This window comes from Zoogloea sp. (assembly GCF_041914405.1).
GTDB lineage: Bacteria > Pseudomonadota > Gammaproteobacteria > Burkholderiales > Rhodocyclaceae > Zoogloea.
Genome location: NZ_JAYSDK010000019.1, coordinates 78,956 through 97,954 on the forward strand (window position 1 = coordinate 78,956; position 18,999 = coordinate 97,954).

15 protein-coding genes are annotated in these 18,999 nt (G+C 64.5%); 7 read left to right on the forward strand and 8 right to left on the reverse strand.

The annotated features are described in order from the left end of the window. Nucleotides 1-135 precede the first annotated feature (135 nt). The 3 genes from ACE3RX_RS13015 to ACE3RX_RS13025 all read left to right on the forward strand — a co-directional run bounded on the left by ACE3RX_RS13015 (nucleotide 136) and on the right by ACE3RX_RS13025 (nucleotide 3,778). Nucleotides 136-1,290 (forward strand): pyridoxal phosphate-dependent aminotransferase, encoded by a 1,155-nt coding sequence (locus tag ACE3RX_RS13015; protein WP_374484227.1) that lies wholly within the window; start codon nucleotides 136-138, stop codon nucleotides 1,288-1,290. A gap of 146 nt (nucleotides 1,291-1,436) precedes the next feature. Then, on the forward strand, nucleotides 1,437-3,218 hold the full coding sequence (locus ACE3RX_RS13020; protein ID WP_374484230.1) for a sulfatase-like hydrolase/transferase: 1,782 nt from the start codon (nucleotides 1,437-1,439) through the stop codon (nucleotides 3,216-3,218). Continuing rightward, nucleotides 3,215-3,778 (forward strand): class I SAM-dependent methyltransferase, encoded by a 564-nt coding sequence (locus ACE3RX_RS13025; RefSeq protein WP_374484233.1) that lies wholly within the window; start codon nucleotides 3,215-3,217, stop codon nucleotides 3,776-3,778. Before ACE3RX_RS13020 ends, ACE3RX_RS13025 begins: the two co-directional genes overlap by 4 nt. Nucleotides 3,779-3,846: 68 nt before the next feature. Here ACE3RX_RS13025 and ACE3RX_RS13030 read toward each other — a convergent pair whose 3' ends face one another. From ACE3RX_RS13030 to ACE3RX_RS13045, 4 genes are all read right to left on the reverse strand, one after another. Continuing rightward, nucleotides 3,847-4,566: a lytic transglycosylase domain-containing protein gene (locus tag ACE3RX_RS13030; protein WP_374484235.1), complete on the reverse strand. Its 720-nt coding sequence runs from the start codon at nucleotides 4,564-4,566 to the stop codon at nucleotides 3,847-3,849. A gap of 446 nt (nucleotides 4,567-5,012) precedes the next feature. Next, entirely contained in the window at nucleotides 5,013-6,659 is a 1,647-nt protein-coding gene (locus ACE3RX_RS13035; RefSeq protein ID WP_374484237.1) for a sulfatase-like hydrolase/transferase, read from the reverse strand. Nucleotides 6,660-6,686: 27 nt separating this feature from the next. Next, nucleotides 6,687-7,298 (reverse strand): 1,6-anhydro-N-acetylmuramyl-L-alanine amidase AmpD, encoded by a 612-nt coding sequence (gene ampD / locus ACE3RX_RS13040; RefSeq protein WP_374484241.1) that lies wholly within the window; start codon nucleotides 7,296-7,298, stop codon nucleotides 6,687-6,689. Nucleotides 7,299-7,409: 111 nt separating this feature from the next. After that, nucleotides 7,410-7,847, reverse strand: coding sequence for a prepilin-type N-terminal cleavage/methylation domain-containing protein (locus ACE3RX_RS13045; protein ID WP_374484245.1), 438 nt, complete (start codon nucleotides 7,845-7,847; stop codon nucleotides 7,410-7,412). 346 nt (nucleotides 7,848-8,193) lie between these two features. Between ACE3RX_RS13045 and ACE3RX_RS13050 the strand changes: the two genes are divergently transcribed. From ACE3RX_RS13050 to ACE3RX_RS13060, 3 genes are all read left to right on the forward strand, one after another. Next, nucleotides 8,194-8,973, forward strand: a complete 780-nt coding sequence (locus ACE3RX_RS13050) for a ferredoxin--NADP reductase (RefSeq protein ID WP_374484248.1) — start codon at nucleotides 8,194-8,196, stop codon at nucleotides 8,971-8,973. Nucleotides 8,974-9,308: 335 nt separating this feature from the next. Next, nucleotides 9,309-10,511 (forward strand): ammonium transporter, encoded by a 1,203-nt coding sequence (locus tag ACE3RX_RS13055; RefSeq protein WP_374484251.1) that lies wholly within the window; start codon nucleotides 9,309-9,311, stop codon nucleotides 10,509-10,511. A 225-nt stretch (nucleotides 10,512-10,736) separates the two neighbouring features. After that, complete coding sequence (locus tag ACE3RX_RS13060) at nucleotides 10,737-12,956, forward strand: FUSC family membrane protein (protein ID WP_374484255.1); 2,220 nt, start codon at nucleotides 10,737-10,739, stop codon at nucleotides 12,954-12,956. Between the two features lie 182 nt (nucleotides 12,957-13,138). On the opposite strand, the gene ACE3RX_RS13065 is transcribed toward ACE3RX_RS13060, so the two are convergent. Together ACE3RX_RS13065 and ACE3RX_RS13070 are read right to left on the reverse strand one after the other, a co-directional pair. Next, nucleotides 13,139-14,365 carry an MFS transporter gene (locus tag ACE3RX_RS13065; protein ID WP_374484257.1) on the reverse strand — a complete coding sequence of 409 codons (1,227 nt, stop codon included), beginning with the start codon at nucleotides 14,363-14,365 and terminating at the stop codon, nucleotides 13,139-13,141. A gap of 29 nt (nucleotides 14,366-14,394) precedes the next feature. After that, a complete protein-coding gene (locus tag ACE3RX_RS13070) occupies nucleotides 14,395-16,299 on the reverse strand; it encodes a bifunctional sugar phosphate isomerase/epimerase/4-hydroxyphenylpyruvate dioxygenase family protein (protein ID WP_374484260.1) in 1,905 nt (634 codons plus the stop codon). Nucleotides 16,300-16,471: 172 nt separating this feature from the next. Here ACE3RX_RS13070 and ACE3RX_RS13075 point away from each other — a divergent pair, with 172 nt between their 5' ends. Next, on the forward strand, nucleotides 16,472-17,245 hold the full coding sequence (locus ACE3RX_RS13075; RefSeq protein ID WP_374484263.1) for an IclR family transcriptional regulator C-terminal domain-containing protein: 774 nt from the start codon (nucleotides 16,472-16,474) through the stop codon (nucleotides 17,243-17,245). A gap of 6 nt (nucleotides 17,246-17,251) precedes the next feature. Here the strand turns inward: ACE3RX_RS13075 and aroQ are convergent, their stop codons facing one another. Then, nucleotides 17,252-17,689, reverse strand: a complete 438-nt coding sequence (aroQ, locus tag ACE3RX_RS13080; RefSeq protein ID WP_374484265.1) for a type II 3-dehydroquinate dehydratase — start codon at nucleotides 17,687-17,689, stop codon at nucleotides 17,252-17,254. Nucleotides 17,690-17,702: 13 nt separating this feature from the next. Then, the gene (locus ACE3RX_RS13085; protein ID WP_374484267.1) at nucleotides 17,703-18,536 is read right to left on the reverse strand and encodes a shikimate dehydrogenase; all 834 of its coding nucleotides are present in this window, start codon (nucleotides 18,534-18,536) and stop codon (nucleotides 17,703-17,705) included. Between the last annotated feature and the right edge of the window lie 463 nt (nucleotides 18,537-18,999).

Sequence of the window (18,999 nt, forward strand, 5' to 3'; positions counted from 1 at the left end):
GGGGGGGGATTTTTCCGGCCCCGGGGTTGAACCTGGGCCCCCTCCGGTTCTTATAACCCCCCCCCCACAGCCCCCCCCAACTGGTTTGAAGCCCCAACAGCCCCTTTCCGACCCCCGCCTTTCAGGAACGCATCCATGACCCGCAGCGCCCGCCGCATGGCCGACATCCAGCCCTTCCACGTGATGGAGATCCTCAAGCGCGCCCACGAACTCGCCGCCAGCGGGCGCGACATCATTCACCTGGAAGTGGGCGAGCCGGACTTCCCCAGCCCCCAGCCGATCGTCGAGGCGGCCCAGCGCTTTCTGGCCGGCGGCCACGTGCATTACACCCCCGCCCTCGGCCTCACCATCCTGCGCGAAGCCATCGCCCGCTTCTACCACGACCGCTTCGGCGCCAACGTCTCGCCGGAACGCATCATTGTCACCCCCGGCGCCTCCGGCGCGCTGATGCTCGCCCTCGCAGCACTAACCGACCCGGGCGACGAGTGGCTGCTGCCCGACCCCGGCTATCCGTCGAACCGCCATCTGGTGCGCAGCTTCGAAGGCTGTCCGCGCGCCCTGCCGGTGGACGCCAGCACCCGCTTCCAGCCCACCCCTACCCAGGTCGAGGCAGCCTGGACGACACAAACCCGCGGCCTGATGGTCGCCAGCCCCGCCAACCCCACCGGCACCCTGCTGACGCTCGACGAAATCGTCGCACTGCAGGAAACCGTAAGCCGGCGCCAGGGCGTGCTGATCGTCGACGAGATCTACCAGGGCCTCAACTACGGCGTAGACGCCTGCACCGCCCTCAGCCAGCTCGACGACGTCTTCGTAGTGAACAGCTTCTCCAAGTACTTCGGCATGACCGGCTGGCGCCTCGGCTGGCTGGTCGCCCCCGAAGCCTACGTGCGAGACATCGAGAAGCTGGCCCAGCACTTCTTCATTTCGCCCTCCACGCCGGCCCAGTACGCGGCGCTGGCAGCCTTCGAGCCAGCCACCATCGCCATCCTCGAAGAGCGCCGCCACGAGTTCGCCGAGCGCCGCAACGCGCTGCTCCCCGCCCTACGCCAGCTCGGCTTCCAGTTCGCCACCGAACCCCAGGGGGCCTTCTACCTGTACGCCGACATCTCCGGCATCGCGCAGGACAGCCAGACCTTGGCCCGTCGTCTCATCGAAGAGGCCGGCGTCGCCACGACACCCGGCATCGACTTCGGCGACAACGCACCGGAGCGCCATCTTCGCATCGCCTACACCACCGGAACAACAAGACTGCTGGAAGCCGTTGAACGCATATCCCGCGTCCTGTAGGGGCGAATTCATTCGCCCACAAACGCCTGAGAGCCTCTGCCCGCGAATGAACACACCGCTCCAGAAAAGCGATCCTGACCGAAAACAAGTCAGCACCAGTCCCGGACTACAAGACTGACGACACAAGCTCCTTGCATAATGCACGCATGACCCCACCGCACTTGTCCGGATCAATCCGCGCCCTCCTTGCCGCGATGCTTGCAACCAGTCTGCTGGCCGGCCTGGAGATCCTGCAACTACTACCTTCTGGAATAGGGCCATTCGCGCTGGCGTGGAGCATCAACAACCATCCGGTCTCATCCTGGCTGGGAAGCCTGCTGGTTGTTTTTCTACTGATCCTCAGCGGCCGCCCCCTGTTCAGCCTCGTGTCCGTCACGCTCGGCTTCGCCATGCTGATCTACGCGTCATGGGTCAAAATCGATTACCTCGGCAAGCCGATGACATTAGCGGACGTCAAGTTTTTCGCATCAAACCTGATCGAAAACGCGGTTCTCTTCAAATCTTACCCATCACTCGGAGCGATACTGCTCGGTGCGCTGGCGCTTATCCTGACAGCCGCAATCCTGGCATGGCGGCTCGCCCCCCCCCGCCACCGCTCTACCCGCATGCTGGCCAGCCTGGCTCTCGCGGGGCTACTGGCAGGAGCCTGGCTAGCCCGCGCCGATGGACTGAATTCCGCCTTGCCACAACAAGCTACGTTTGGTGACGATCGTGCCCTAGGGAATGGCTTCACTCAGCTTCAGAAATTCGAAGCCACCAAGGAACGGAACGTTGCCGACCTCCTCGAGATCTTCTTCACGGACGCGTCCACTCACTTCACGCTCCCTCCACACATCAACCAGCAGCGCTTTCAGGCATCCGCCCAGCGAGTCGCCACAGGCAAACCCGACATCTTCGTGGTTTTGGAGGAAAGCACCTTCGACCCGACACTCCTCGCGGCCTGTTCGAATGTGCCCGCCTGCCCGCAGCCCTTATTTTCGCCCCCCGGCGCCGATCAAGAGTCCGGCCCCCTGTTCGTACACACCACCGCGGGTGGAACCTGGTTATCCGAATTCACCTTCCTGACCGGTCTCGACTGGAGGGTGTTCGGCCCTGCAGGAGCCCACGCACCCGTCAACCTGGCCCATGCCATGCGCGCGCCCTTACCTAAGCATCTGCAGGGGCTTGGCTATCAGACGATCGCGATATACCCCGTCGGTGGAAACTTCCTGAACGCCCGGGAAGCCTACCGACAGTACGGCTTCGAGCACTTCCTGGCAGTGGAAGACCTGAATTTGAGCTCGGACTGGCGCCATACCAAGGATGAAGCGCTGTTTTCCAAGGCGCTCGATGCTGTGGCCAAATTGAACGATGGACGACCGCTATTCGTTTTTCTGCTAACGATCCGCAACCACGGCCCCCATGCCGAAACGCTTGCCGAACTGCCCTCAACGGTCCCTTCTGCTCTCGCCCCCTTGCCGCCGCCCCTCGCGGACTATCTACTGAGATTGCAAGAATCGGTCGAGGCGTTGAGCCAACTCAGCAAGCGCTGGCTCGACACCCCTGAACCCCGGGTCCTGGCATGGTTTGGCGATCATCAACCACTGTTTGCCAGCACGGCCACACACGCCCAGCATTATGGGAACAAACTCTTTGCACAACCACCCGACGACAACCAGCTACGTTATCTAACCTGGTACTCGATCCGCACGAACCGAGCAGCGGGGGCGCCAACCGCCACCTCAAACAGGGTTTCGGACATCGCCTACCTCGCGCCCCGCCTTCTCGAAATCAGCGGGCTCCCCCCCCAGCCCAGCGATGACGCCACCCGCCTCATCCAGGAAATCTGTCCCCATGGCCTGGCGCTCTGCGCGAACACCAAAGCTGTCAGCGAGTACCTGTCTTTCCGGATCTGGGAGCAGCACGAGGTGAATGGAGCCTCGCAATGAAATCTGATCTGCTCCCCTTCTGGCGTTCCTTCCTGCGCGACCCTCGGCGCATCGGGGCCATCGCACCGGCGGGACGCCCTCTCGGTGAAGCAATGGTCCGTGAAGTTCTTGCCGTCGGGCATCCTGGCATCGTGATCGAACTGGGCGCAGGCACGGGCTCCATCACCCGCGCCTTATTCGAGTTCCGGCACCTCATGACCGAACTCATCGCCATAGAGAAAACCCCAGAGCTCGCCATGCATCTGCGCAAAAAGTTTCCGGACATGCGCATTCACGTCCATTGCGCGAGCGAAGTCGAGCGCCTTTCCCTCCCCGTGCACAGCAATCTGACCCTGGTATCGTCATTGCCCTTCCGCTCCCTGCCGACACGGGATAAACACCGGCTGAGCAGCGCGATTGCAAGGATCAGCGAAAAAAGCCCGCACTTCAGGTTGATCCAGTACAGCTATTTTGGCCGGCTTCCATTTCCCAGCCCAGCCAAGAATCTTGTCTGGCAACGCAAGCGCACCGTCTTACACAACCTGCCACCTGCAACCGTGTGGGTTCTGGAACGAACCTGAACGCCTGAGTCTGTAAACAAAAAAACCCGCCTTTCGGCGGGTTCCTCTTCCCCAGGCTCGGGCGCGGGTCAGGCGCCGACGATCCTTCCTCCACTGCGGGCCACCTGGCTCAGCATGGCCTTCACGGCCATCACCTTGCTGGCGTAGGGCGCCGACGGATCACCGACGCCCCCATACTGCTGAAGGGCCCGCTCGACGGAACCGGTGCTCTGGATGTACTCCTTGAGCACCAGCGCGCCGACGCGGATGTTGGTTTCAGGATCGAACAGGGCACTCTTGTCCGATTTCACATCCACCTTGTCGGGGTGGAACTTGGGGATCACCTGCATCAGTCCCTGCGCACCCATCGGGCTCTCGGCAAAGGGATTGAAGCGGGATTCGATGGCCATCACGGCCACCAGCAGCAGGGGATCAACGCCCACGCTGCGCCCGGTCTGCTGGGCCGACGCCAGCAGCGGCTCGAGGGCCACGGCCGACACCTGGTAACGCTTGGCGACATAGGTCTTGACGCGCTGCAGATCCGGGCTGAGCTTGGCCGGAGATACGGCTTCTGCTGCCTGGATGATTTCAGCCTCTGGCTCAGCCGCAGCCTCATCAACCGCGGAGATGGATGCCTGGGAACTACCGGTCAGGCTCTCGATGGACAAACCCTGCACACCATGGTTGGCAATCCGGGATGCCACGAAAAGGGTGAGGACGAGACCCGCGACAAGAAGACCGCCGTGGGCGAAGTGAAGCATGAGTGAAGCCGCGTGACGTGCGAACTTCGCGATACGAGTTGCGAACATGGGCTCTCCTTTCTGTGGCCACAGTCCAGCAAACGCGCGCGCACAACCGCCCCTAGGACAGCAGGGACAGGACATCCGTTTGTATCACCCGACAGCCCTCGAAAAAGCAGGGCCGGGTTCAACTCGTCAGCCAAAAAACCGGCCGACGGCGCTCGAAGGACTAGGTCGCCAGGGGTTGATCCAAACACGCTGATGCAACCAGACAGCGTGCCAAAAAAAGTACCGAGCCAGACCTTGAAAAGGTCAGTAACCGGGGGGAAGAAGGCCGGTTATGCGGCGGCTCAGGCACCGACTTGTAACAAGATTTTTGCGCCAAAAAATGCACACGGAACGCATTCTATTGATTCGACAGGGTTTTGTCAATCAAGCTCTTGTGTACGCCACCAGGACCAACCTCAATGGCATATCCCGGACGCCATGCAGACTGACACCCCCCGGATAAAAATTCAGGGCTTGAGCAAGGCGCAGCGCACTGCGGAAGCGGGATCTCCCGGCTCAAGAGCCCCCCAGGTTTTGGGATCCGAAGTTGGCAAGACTCCCCCTGGTTGTCCAAGCAATGCCAGCCAGGCAAGGGAGACATCGCGATGGGCAATCAACCCCTTTTTGTGGCGCAAGACATCGAGCACCTTGGCACGCCCGCTTCTCTGGAAGGCCGCATTCCACAGCACGATCGCCGGTACCACCGAGTCAGCCCGGCTGCTCGTCGGCCCCGCGTGCATCCGCCGCCCAGTGCCATCGGACGGCAGGTTCTCGCCATGGTCACTGGTGAAAACCAAAAATGCAGGCTCCGGCTGTGCGTCGAGGACTTCGGCAGCGCGCAGCAGGATGCTCGCTCCATACTCCGCAGCCCGCTGATAGCGCAACTCGTTCAGCACCTCACCATCGAGCCCCGTTGGCTCAGGCGGAAACATCGCCGCGGGATAGCGTTGCTCATAGAAGAAGTGCTGACCGTAAAGGTGAATCAGCACCGCCTTTGACCGCGCATCCGTACGCTTTAGAAAGTCCGCCACGGCGTCTATCGCCACCTCGTCATAGGTATTGACGTCCATCGACGAAATCTTCTGACTGAAGTCATGCCCCTCCTCCGGCACGACCCAGATTTCGTGGTTATTGATGTAGGCCGTACGTGCCCCGGCAGCCTTTGCCATGGCAAGCACCGTCGGCTTGCGGGCGGCTCCCGCCTCATCCGCCACATCAACAACGGTCAGCAGACGGGGGACCGACGCAAAGGTGCCATTCCCTCCCGCGCAAGCATCGGGGAGGCGCACTCCCAGTCCTCGCTCCAGCCGCGCAGCTAACCCGGCCGACCACTGGCCACGGGCAGGATCCAGCAATGCATCCGCTCGCAGCGACTCCCCGACGATGAACACAGCCACCCCGGGCTGTGCATCGAACTCGCGGGGCACACCAACGGCGCTGCGGACGAACTGAGGCTGTGCCTCGGCCGACATGACAGCCTGACTCAATGCTGTGCGCAGGCCCTCCTTACCCATCTCGAGGTGCGACAGCCAGACAACGCCCATCCGCGCCTCCGGGCCAGCCAGCCTTGCCCAGCCCGCGTAGCCTCCGGCATCGAGAACCGCCGACGAAGCCGGCAGCATGGCGGCCAGAAAGACCAGAGAGAGCCAGCCACTACGGCCTTGCGGAGCGCGCCAGGCCGCCCGTGCGGCGGCGGCGGCCAACCCCAGAGACAGCACGGCAACCAACTGGAACTGCCGATTCCAAAGCACAACGCGAGCGGCAGTCAGGACTTCCTTGTAGGCCCCATTGGTTGCGGACCCAATGCTCGCGGTGGAGGGCCCCATCCCGGTAACAGCAACCGCGCCAATCCAGGCCAGAGTCAGCGGCAGAAGCAGCAGTTGCATCGCCGCGGCCCAACGGAGCGCCCGCCCGGGCGCCGACGCCGCCAGCACCCCACACAGCAACGCCCAGCCCGCCGCCTCCAGAGGGCGGGCGAGGCGCCCCGACGAGATCAGCCAGATAAGCATCGGAGCCAGCGACGCAAGCAGCAGCAGAAATCTCGCCCGGAGTCCGGCTTCAAGTGCGGACAAACAGGTGACGTGGAGGACCGGAGCAGACTTGTGCATAGCCATTACGTCATCCAGCGGGACGGATGGAGTTCAGACAGGACGCCCGTCAAGCGGAAACGGCCAGCGCATGCACTCGCCATCTCCTTCCCGCGGCGCCGGCTCGACAAGATCGGGCAGTCCCGTACTGCGCAGCTCCAGTAGATGTCGCAGGCGTGTCCACGAAAAGAAGGGCCCGGGGTCGGTCTTGCGCCCCGGAGCGATATCCGAATGACCGGTTATTCCCTCGATCGGAAAGCGCCCGCAAAGCTCAGCCAGCAGATCGGCCAACACCTCGTACTGTGCAGCCTCGAAGGGCAGCGTGTCGCAGCCTTCCAACTCGATACCGATGGAGAAATCGTTGCAACGCTCACGGCCGCGCCAGGACGACACCCCGGCGTGCCACGCCCGCATCTGCGGATCGACGAACTGGATCAACTCGCCGGTACGGCGAATGAAAAAATGGGCCGAAACCCGCAGGTGGTGGATGCCCGCATAGTAGGGATGCTCCAGCGGGTCGAGGGTGTTGGTAAACAACTGGCTTACACCGGGGCCACCGAAGCGGTCCGGCGGAAGGCTAATGGCGTGGATGACGACGAGGCGAATGTCGGCGCGGTCCGGACGCTCATCGCAATTCGGGGAACGCAGGAACGTTGCTGTGTTCATGTCACCCATTCTCCCACACCGACCTGGCAAGCCCCTCTTCCGGAAGGACAAAGGGCCCGGAGGCTTTCGCCATCCGGGCCCTTGCAGTCAGACTGTCAGGCTGGCTTCAGATCAGCACAGGCCAGCAGTCTTGCAGGTGCCAGTGATCGCCCAAGTTACATCAGAACCGGACGGGGTCGGAGTCATAATATACGTGTAACCAGTAGTATCGATCTTCGCGAGCCCACTGGAATTGGACGTCGCAGTGATTACCCCAGTGGCTGCGACAGCAACCGAAGCAACTTTGCTCTTATCCTGATCAAAGGTCGGTGCACCACCCACATAATTGCCTCCAGCGTCACAACCAGTTACTGGGGCTGCAGTAATGGACTGTTGCTGTATGCAGGACTCAACCTGAGATTTGAACCCCTGAGCAGCCTGCACGACCTCCGTAAACTTTGCCTTTTTAGTGTAGGTTTGATACTGAGGCACAGCAATCGCGGCCAGGATGCCGATGATAGCCACGACGATCATCAGTTCGATCAGGGTGAAACCGCCTTGTTTCTTCATGATGTGATCTCCACTCGTTGAATTTTGATGGTGCGGGCTATCGCCTCGTACGCAGGGACTGAGGCAACCGGCGTGCCAACACTGCGCCAGTTTTCGCCTTTTCATTTAAAAACAGCTTGTTGCCATCCCACATAGGCTTCAGCACGCTCTCACTACCCCTGGAAACCCATTCTTCACGTGACATTTTTCGTCACCCGCTGCCGAAACTCGTCAGCCACCCAAAATGGGGCGTGAGCCGTAGGGGCGAATTCATTCGCCCGCGGCCAGTCGAACCGGAGTCCGGCGAATGAACTCGCCCCCACAGGAAACAGGCCCCGGAAGAGGCCTCATAAGAGAGGTATGCACGATGGACGCTCCCAACGACAAGTTCCACCCGGCCCGCATCCTCTGGCTACACCGCTGGAGCCCCCGCCTGCTGTCCTTCCGGCTCAGTCGGGAGCCGGGTTTCCGCTTCGTGCCGGGGCAATTCGCACGCCTCGGCTTGCACCAGGCCAACGGGGTACCGGTGTGGCGGGCCTATTCGATGGCGTCGGCAACCTGGGACGACTACCTGGAGTTCTACTCGATCATCGTGCCGGACGGCGCCTTCACCTCCCGCCTGGCGCAGATGCAGGTCGGCGACGAGTTGATGATGGAGCGCCAGCCCTTTGGCTTCTTCACCACCAACCGCTTTGCCGACGGACGTGATCTTTGGATGCTAGGCACCGGTACCGGGCTGGCACCTTATCTCGCGATCCTGCAGGACGAGACCACCTGGACGCGCTTCGAGCGCCTGATCCTGGTGCATGGCGCGCGCAATGCCGATGACCTCGCCTACCGGGCGGAAATCGCCTCCCTGCGGGACCACCCGCTGTGGGCCGAGCACGGGCACAAGCTGGTATACCAGCCGGTCGCCACCCGCGACGACTCAGTTTCCGGCGCACTCCATGCACGCATCCCGGCTCTGCTGCAGAGCGGTGAGCTGGAGGCCCGGCTCGGCATCCCTCTGACTCTCGCCGACTCCCGCATCATGATCTGCGGCAGCCCGAGCATGGTGCATGACACGCACAAGACCCTGCTGGGGCGCGGCTTCCGCCTCAGCCGGCTGAGCGCGCCGGCGCAGATTGCGGTGGAGAACGCCTGGTAGGCCGGACATCGACGCTCCCGTGGAAGCGTCATTTTGTAGGGGCGAATTCATTCGCCCAAGGTGCTTATTTGAGCTCCGAGGGCGAATGAATTCGCCCCTACAGCAATCCCCCACTGCCTCCTCACAGTAATTCTCCACCACGCCCCCCCCAACCGCGGCTTGTGGAATCCATCTCGAAGATGCATTAATTTGGTGCGCAAACCATCAACTTGCACGATCATGGTGCCAAACCATACCTTACCCTGATGGCAAGCCCTTCATTCATCAGGGGTTTTCACTAAAATTGAGCTGGCACAGCACCTGCTTGGTGCCTCGCTTCATTTTCGGAGCCCAAAATGGAGCAAATCAGTAACACCAGCAACGTTCTCTTCGTGCTGCTAGGCGCCATCATGGTGCTTGCGATGCATGCCGGCTTCGCCTTCCTGGAAGTCGGCACGGTGCGCAAGAAGAATCAGGTCAATGCGCTGGTCAAGATCCTTACCGACTTCGGCGTATCCGCCGTCGCCTACTTCTTCATCGGCTACACGGTGGCCTACGGGGTCAACTTCTTCTCCAGCGCTGAAGTGCTGGCGCAGAAGAGCGGCTACGAGATGGTCAAGTTCTTCTTCCTGCTGACCTTCGCCGCCGCCATCCCGGCCATCATCTCCGGCGGCATCGCCGAGCGTGCCAAATTCCACCCCCAGAGCGTCGCCACCTTCCTGCTGGTCGGCTTCGTCTATCCCTTCTTCGAGGGCATCGCCTGGAACGACAACCTCGGCATCCAGCCGTGGCTGGAAGCGGCCTTCGGCGCCAAGTTCCATGACTTCGCCGGCTCGGTCGTGGTGCATGCGGTCGGCGGCTGGATCGCGCTGCCCGCCGTGCTGCTGCTCGGAGCACGCCGTGGCCGCTACACCAAGGACGGCAACGTCTCCGCCCACCCGCCTTCCAACATCCCCTTCCTGGCCCTCGGCGCGTGGATCCTCACCGTCGGCTGGTTCGGCTTCAACGTGATGTCTGCCCAGACCCTCGACAAGGTCAGCGGCCTGGTCGCCCTCAACTCCCTGATGGCGATGGTCGGCGGCACGCTGGCGGCAATGGTCCTCGGCAAGAACGACCCGGGCTTCATCCACAACGGCCCGCTGGCCGGTCTGGTCGCCGTATGTGCGGGCTCCGACCTGATGCACCCGATCGGTGCGCTGGCCACCGGCCTGATCGCCGGTGTGCTGTTCGTACAGCTGTTCACCATTACCCAGAACCGCTGGAAGATCGACGACGTGCTCGGCGTGTGGCCGCTGCATGGCCTGTGCGGCGCCTGGGGTGGCATCGCAGCGGGCATCTTCGGGGCCAAGGCGCTGGGCGGCATCGGTGGGATCAGCATCGTGTCGCAGTTGATCGGCACCGCCGGCGGCATCGTCGTCGCCGCAGCGGGCGGTACCATCGTCTATGGCGCACTGAAGTCCATCGTCGGCATCCGCCTGGATGCGGAGGAAGAATTCGACGGCGCCGACCTGACGATCCACAAGATCACCGCGACGCCGGACCGGGAAACGCACTGGTAAGCGATATAGCAAGAAACGTCACGGAAAGCCGGCTTTGCCGGCTTTTTTCATGGAAGCGCCGCGGGGGAAATCGGAAGCATGTGGGAGCGAACTCATTCGCCCCCACAGCCCCCCACAGCATTCCCTATCCCCCCCCTCAGAAGTCGCCACCTTGCCTCGTCCCGCTCCTGCGACTTAACCTCTGCCTGCCATCGACCCTCTTGCCGGAGGCCCAGCATAGGCACCATGCAGACCCTTTCCCGCATCGACCGCTCCCTGCGGGCCGCCCGGCGCATCGCGCTGAGCCATTACGTGGCCAGCGGCCTGGTGGCGGCGCTCGGCATGTTGCTGATTTCCGGTGTCATGCACTTCTACTTCGGCGCGTTCGCCGCGGCGGCGGCATCGGTGGGCGTGGCCATCGTGATTCCGCCGGACCAGCCTGCTCCCCAGCGCGGCAAGTTCTGGCAGCTGCTGCCGGCCGCGTTGATCGGCCTGCCGCTGTTCCTCGCCGTCCAGGCCCTGCACAACGCGCCGGTGCTGCTCGGCCTGCTGCTGGTGCCGGCCAGCTTCATCGCCTTCCTGGCCGGCGCCTGGGGCAAGCGCGGGCTACCGATCTCCATTTCGATAATGTTCGCGCTGGTGCTGTCGATGGCTGTGCCGGTGCAGGGCGGCACCGGCAGCATCGCAACGACCGGCCTGTACTGCACCATCGGCAGCGCGGGCTACCTGGTGTTCGCCAGCCTGGCCAACTCAGCCCTCAACGCCCGCTACCGGATCCAGATGCTGGCCGACGTGCTCTTTGCGCTGGCGGGCCTGATGCGCTGCCAGGCACGGCAATTCTCTGCCCTGTCCCAGCCGTCGGATGCCGCCCCGCTGATCGGCGAGCTGCTGCACCGCCAGGCCTCACTGGCCGACCAGTTGCAGGCGGCCCGCAACATCCTGCTCGAATCCCCACGCACGCCACGCCGCCAACGCCTGGCCGGCATGCTGCTGCAGGTACTGGAGATGCGCGACCACCTGCTGGCCAGCGAACTGGACGTGGACACCCTGCGCGCCCACCCCGGCCACCCGCCACTGCTCAATGCCCTCGGCGAGATCCTCGGTACCCTGGCCGACGAGCTGGACAGCCTCGCCGACGCCCTGCTAATCGGCCGCCAGCCGGAGCCCTTCGCCAGCCATCGGCCCCGACTTGCCCGCCTGGAGTTGCCCGATGAAGAAGACCACGGCGCCAACGACAGCACCCCGTCGACGGCGATGCTGGCCCGCGGCCTCAGCAACCGCCTGGGCCACATCAACGACGAAACCCTGCGCCTGATCGCCCTCGCCCGCGGCGAGGCGCAACCCGACCTGAGCCTGGTGCGCACCGCCTGGCAGGCCTTCGTCAGCCCCACGGCCTGGTCCTGGCAACCGCTCTCCGAGCTGTGGCACTGGAACGCGCCGCCGCTGCGCCACGCGATCCGCGCCGCCCTTGCCATCGGCAGCGCCTACGCGCTGTCCCTCGCCGTACCCTGGGGCACCCACGACTACTGGATCCTGCTGACCATCGTCGTGGTGCTGCGCGGCAGCCTGGCCCAGACCGTCGAACGGCGCAACCACCGGGTGCTCGGCACCCTGCTCGGTTGCGTGCTGACCGGCGCGCTGCTGGCGATCCATCCGCCTTCCGTCCTCCTGCTGCTGATCGTCATGCTGGCCCAGGGCATCGCCCACGCCTTCGCAGTGCGGCGCTACATCGTCGCTGCGGTAGCCGCAACAGTCATGGGCCTGGTACAGAGCCACATGCTGAACGCCGGCAGCGCCACCTTCGAAGTCATCGAGCGCATCGCCGACACGCTGGCCGGCGTCGCCATCGCCTGGGCCTTCGCCTACGTGCTGCCCAGCTGGGAGCGCGGCCGCATCCCGGCCCTCGTCGCCCGCAGCCTCGCCGCCCAGGCCCACCACGCCCGTGTCGCGCTGGGCCTCGGGCAGTTGCAGGCGGTGGACAACGAACCCGAACTGGCCTGGCGGCTGGCCCGGCGCGAGGCCTACGACAGCCTGTCGGCGCTGGTACAGGCCACCCAGCAATCCCTCGCCGAACCCCGCGCGGTACGCCCGCCGCTGGAAGCCCTGGGGCGTCTGCTGGCCCACAACTACCAGCTCCTCGCCCAGCTCACCGCGGTGAAGACGATGCTGATGTCGCGCCGCGGCCGCCTCGACGCGGCGCGTATCCAGCTTCCGCTGCAACAGGCCGCTGAGGCCATCGATCAGGCGCTGACAGCCTCCGACCCGCAGCCGATGGCTCAACCCCCGGCACAGGAGCCCCCCGCCCTGCCCGACCCTTTCGAACAGGACCTGAGCCCGTGGCTGCTGCGTCGCCTCGGCCTGGCCAGCGAACTTGCCGCGCAGGTGCGCGGCGATGCAGAGGCGGTGTTGCGGTCGGCGAAGGCAGAGGCGGACGCGGATCGCGCTGGGCGGGGGGCGGGCGAATGAATTCGCCCCCACGGGAGCCTCCGGTTGGCAGCTTGCCGCTGTGGGGGCGAATTCATTCGCCCATCCCCCCCAAACCCAAACCAAAAAAATCCCGCCAGAGCGCAATGCTCGGCGGGATGCTAAAGACCGGCGGGTAGTTTGGGAGGAGAGGTGCCCGCCGGGTGGGAAAAGCCAGTACAAGTTCAGTGCCGCAGGTCGCTCTCCAGCCGCCCACGATGGGAAAACAGAAAACCGAGGCAGACGAACAGCAGCACGCCCTCGATCCACAAGGCCACCTGCACGCCCCACCAGGCCGCCAGCAGACCGGCCGCCAGCCCACCGATGGCGTCGAAGCCGAAGCGCGTCGCCATGAAGAAGGACACCACGCGACCGCGCATGGTCTCCGGCGTGCTCGACTGCAGCAGCATGTTGATGCCGGCGTTGCAGACGGTGATGCCGAAGCCCAGCAGCACCAGCCCGGCAAAGGCCAGCGCCGGCAGGTGGCTGGCGCCGATGCCGACCAACGCCACAGCGCTGATCGCCACCGCGGCAACCACGCCCTGGCTCAGCCGCGCCAGCGAACGCACTCGGGTCAGCACGATGGTCCCCAGGAAGGCCCCGCCTCCCGCCCCGCCCCACAGCCAGCCGAGGGTCTTCGCATCGCCGAGGAAGACGTCCTTGGCCAGGATCGGCAGCAGCGTCGCATAGCTCGACGCGGTCAGGTTCACGCCGATGACCACGCCGATCAGCACCCGCACATACCAGGTGTCCCACACATAGCGCGCGCCTTCCTTGAAGACCCGCCCGACCGGGCCGCGCACCGGCTCCGGCATGCGCCCGTCGGCACGCAGCACCGCGAAGATCAGCGCCATGAAAGACAGCGCATTGAGGCCGAAACACACCGCCTCCGAACTCAGCCCCAGCAGCAACCCGGCCACCGGCGGCCCGAAGAAGCGGCCGCCATTGACCAGCATCGAGTTGAGCGCCAGTGCATTGGGCAAGTCCTCACGGCTTTCCACGAAGGCGTTGATCAGCGAATGGCGCAGCGGCGCATCAAAACTGCTCAGCACGCCGAGCAGCAGGGACATGGCGACGATCAGCGTCGGCCCGATCCAGCCCAGCGCCGTCAGCACCGCCAGCGTCAGCGCCTGGGTCGCGAGCAGGGACTGCACGACGATCAGGCAGCGCCGCTTGTCCTGCTTGTCGATCCATGCGCCGGCCAGCGGCCCGAGCAACAACTGCGGGGCCAAGGATGCAAAGGTGGTCACGCCGAGCAACGCCGCGGACCCGGTCAGCCGGTACACCAGCCACACCAGCGCCACCTGCTGGATCCATGAGCCCAGCAGCGACACCGCCTGGCCAAAGAAGTACAGCCGGAAATTGGCCGACCGCAACGCACGTATCGACTCGGGAACCCTTCTCTCACTCACCCCTGCACACTCCGCAAACCGTCAAGCCGTCAGCCCCTCCTCGCCTGGGCCGACATGCGGACCGGTGCGTTGGAAGCCCCGAAGCCGGCATAGCCGTCACGGCGCTGGACGATTTCGAAGAAAAAGCGGTCCACGAACATCTGGGTGTAGAAGTGGAAGAATTCCCCCTCCTCGTTGCGGTCGTAGAGGACCCCGAGGCGGCGCATGCGTTCGAGCAGCGCGTCGTCCAGCTCGAAACGGGCCGGCAGGTCTTCATAATAATTGTCGGCCACGTCGAGCAGCGCGATGCCGTGCTTGGCCAGGTACTCGGCGGTGACAAAGAGGTCATCGCTGGCCAGCGCAATGTGGTGCACCCCGCCGCCCTGCAGCGCCTCCATGCTGCGCCCGGTGACGGTGGCGCGGCTGTGGGACACGTTGAGGGCGATGCGCAGGGACTGGCCCGCATCGACCATCGCACAGCTGCGCACCAGCCCGTTGGGATCGGCCAGCTCCATGCTCTCCTGCGGATGCAGGCCCAGCACCACGCGGTTGAACAGCACGCCGGTATCGAACTGCTCGAAGGGGAAGCCTTCCGCCAGGTGATCCACGCTGCGGATGCCGGCCTTGCTGCGGCCGAGCTTTGCCGGGTCGACGACGAAATCGGTCTCGAGGAAGCCCTTGTCCTCCAGCGCCTGGGACACGAAGTAGATGATGCTGTCGTCCACCGCGCGCAGCGCCGGGATCAAAGCCTCGTTGGGGCCCACGCGGCCGGCATGGCTGGGCACGTGGAAGGCCACGCCGCGGTTCACCGCCCGCTGGCCGTCGTCGGTGGCCAGGCCCAGCGCGCAGATCGACGGCCCGCGGCGCTGGAAGTAATCGCTGGCGAAGGAGCCCGGCTCGTTGTTGAGCACCAGGCGCACGTCACCCTGCTGGTAGAGCTCGACGTTCTTGGTGCGGTGGGTGCCGGAGTGATCGAAGCCCAAGCCCTGCAACGCCTTGCCGAGGGCCTTGCCGGACGCGTCATCCACCGCGAACTCGATGAAGGACAGGCCACGCAGCTTGGGCGGCGCCGGCGGGTTGAACAGCTCGATGCGCTCGGTCAGCGCGCGGGCAGCAGTATCGCTGACGGCCTGGGCTTCCAGGCGCGCGCGGATCTGTTCCTCGAGGTAGAGCAGCGACGAGAAGGCGTCGAGGGTCGTGCGGCGGTTCGGCGCGGCGCGGAACACGTCGTTGAAGATCTCCAGCGACAGCGGGCCCGGATAGCCGGCCTTCAGCACGTGCTCCATGAAGCCGACCAGGTCGAAGGTGCCCTGGCCCGGGAAGCAGCGGTAATGGCGGCTCCACTGCAGCACGTCCATCACCATCCGCGGCGCGTCAGCCAGTTGCAGGAAGAACAGCTTGTCGGCGGGGATCTGCTCGATGCCGGCCGGATCGTCGCCACGCGACAGGATGTGGAAACTGTCCAGGCAGATCCCCAGATGCGGGTGGTCGGCCTTTTTGACGATCTCCCAGGAATGGCCGTAGCGATTGACGTGGTGGCCCCAGGCCAGCGCCTCGTAGGCGATGCGCAGCCCGCGCTCGGCGGCCTTCTCGGCCATCGCGTGGAGTTGCGAAGCCATCAGCTCATCGTCGCAGATGGTGTTGGCCTGCACGTTGGAGCACACCAGCAGCATCGGCGCACCGAGCTCGACCATCAGATCGAACTTGCGCTGGGCGCGGTCCAGATTACGCTTGAAACGGGCGTCGTCCACGCCGTCCATGTCGCGGAAGGGCTGGTAGAGGTCGATGCCCAGGCCCAGGTCGGCACAGCGCTGGCGGATCTCGCGCGGCGACATACGGCTGTAGATGAGGTCGTTCTCGAAGATCTCCACCGCGTCGAAACGCGCGCGGGCAATGGATTCCAGCTTCTCTTCGAGGGTTCCACTGATGCAGACAGTGGCAATGGCTCGGCGCATCAAGGGTCTCCGCCTGTTGTGCTTGTTTATAGACAGAATGGTAGGCAGCCCGTTTTGGACGGACCATTGCCCAGCAGGGCTTACTGCGCGACAATCGCGCACTCCACACCAACAATCGCGCGCTTTGCACCGGCGGTATCAAACGGTGGGCGTCCGAGACGGAGACACGGAAATGGCCGACGAAGAACAGGAACTCGACCGACGCGACTGGATCGCCGGTCTCGAAAAGGGCTTGCGCATCATCGAGGCGTTCAGCGACGCGCACCCACGCCTGACGCCCTCCACTGCCGCGCGGCGCACCGGCATCACCCGCACCGCAGCACGGCGCTACCTGCTGACCTTGCAGCACCTGGGCTACGTGGACAGCGACGGCACCCATTTCTGGCTGACGCCGCGCATCCTGCGCCTGGGCTGGTCCTATTTCGATTCAGCCAAGGTGCCACGGGCGGTACAGCCCTTCCTGCAGCGGATCAGCATCGAATTGGGCGGTTCAGCCTTCTTTGCGGTGCTCGACGAGGACGAGGTGGTCTTTGTGGCCCGCAACGGTACCGGCCGCGTGCAGAGCCTGGGCTTCGTGCTCGGCGCCCGCATTGCCGCCAACCTGGCCTCGGCGGGCATCGTGCTGCTGGCCTGCAAGCCCGCCGAGGAGGTGGAGCGCTGGCTGACGGGGCGCAAGTTCATTCCCTACACCCCGCACAGCTATACCAACGTGGAGGACGTCCGCGCCGTGATCGACAAAGCGCGGACCAATGGCTACAGCATCCTGGAACAGCAGCTCGAGCAGGATCGCCGTGGCATCGCCGTGCCGGTGCGAACCCGCGCCGGCGTGGTCGTCGGGGCCATCAGCGTGAGCCTGCCGATAGGCAACGAAACCACGCAGCAGGCCCTGACCCGCGCCTTGCCAGTCCTGCGCGAAGCCGAGCACGCGCTGCTGTCGCTGCTCTAGGCGCCATCAGCGGATAGCCGACACCGCCGCACGCAGGGCAAGCAGGTAGCTGTCCACGCCAAAACCACAGATCTGCCCCTTCACGATGTCGGCAAACACCGACACGTGGCGGAACGGCTCGCGGGCGTGGATGTTGGACATGTGCAGCTCGACGATCGGGCAGGTCAGGATCGCCAGCGCGTCGCGGATGCCGTAGCTGTAGTGGGTCCACGCGCCGGCGTTGATCAGCACCGCATCCACGCCATCGGTGAAGGCCTGGTGGATGCGCAGGCACATGTCGCCTTCCTGGTTGGTCTGGTAGCTGTCCACCTCGACGCCCAGTTCGCGGCCCAGAGCCTGCAACTGGCCGTCGATCTCCTCCAGCGTGACGGTGCCGTACTGCACCGGGTCGCGCTTGCCGAACATATTGTGGTTGATGCCGTGCAGCATCAGGATCTTCTTCATCGCGCGCGCCTCCTCAGTACTTGATCTGCGCCACGGCGCGCAGCTCATCCGGCGTGGCGGTGCCGAAGCCGAAGAACTCCAGGTAGGCCGGGATCATCTCGAACAGCATGTCGGTGCCGACCTGGATCGGGCAGCCCTTGGCCTGGGCGGCGGCGAGCAGCGGCGTAATGGCTTGCTTCATCACCACTTCACCGACGAAGGTGGTCGGCGCCACGCGGTCCATGTCGAAGGGCAGCGGATCGTCTTCCTTCATGCCCAGCGGCGTGGCATTGACGATCAGGTCGAAGCCAGCCGGATCGTTCGAGCCAGTGCTGACCTTGAGCTCGGGGTAGTGGGCAACCAGGCGCTCGGCGAGGCTCTTCGACGAGGCCTCGAAGTTGTCGTACAAGGCGATCTCGGCGACGCCGGCCGCCGCCAGCGAAGCGGCGATCGCACAGCCCACGCCGCCGTTGCCGGACACCAGCACGCGCTTGCCCTTCAGCTCGAAGCCCTTGCGCAGCACGCCGCGCACGAAGCCGGCGCCGTCGAACTGGTCGCCGAGCAGGGTGCCGTCCGGGCGCAGCAGGATCGCGTTACAGGCGCCGGCGACGCTCGCGGTCGGCGTCACCTCATCCACCAGCGACATGGTGGTGACTTTGTGCGGCATGGTCACCAGCGCGCCGCGCAGGTTGGTCATCTTGCGCAGGGACTGGATCGCCGCCGGGTAGTCCTCCGGCTTGACGCCCATCGGCATCACCACCGCGTCGATGCCCTTCGACTCGAACCACGGGTTGTAGATCATCGGGGCCTTGAAAGCCTCGGTCGGGTAGCCGAGGTGGGCGATGACGGTCGTTTTGCCACTGATCATGAGTGTCTCCTTTTTATCCGGGGGAATGCGACGACGTCCGTTGGCCCTCTCTGGGCGGAAAGCTGGCGGTGCATCGCGCCGTTGCGGCCAAGCCCGGGGTATCCCGGGCGACGCAACATGGAGCGCAGCTTAGCGACGCGGGCACAGCGGCAAAATCCGCTAAACACCAGTCTTGGGCGATTAACGCACAGCACGGCGCGACAATCGCCCAGCTTGGATACCGCGTCGCAGCAATTTTTCGACCCAACAGCCCCGCCCCCGAAGCTGCGCGCCAATCGCGCCAATCAGCGCGACAATCGCGCAAAGCCTGCCAGAAGCACGGTTTTTCGCAGGAACCTCCTCTGTAAGCTCCGCCCCGTGCTGACCTCGCCAGGTCTGCAACTCCACACAAGCCGGATCCCACGAATCGGCCCAACAAAGACAGAGGAGACATCCATGATTCGACACAAGACCCTGCCCGCCC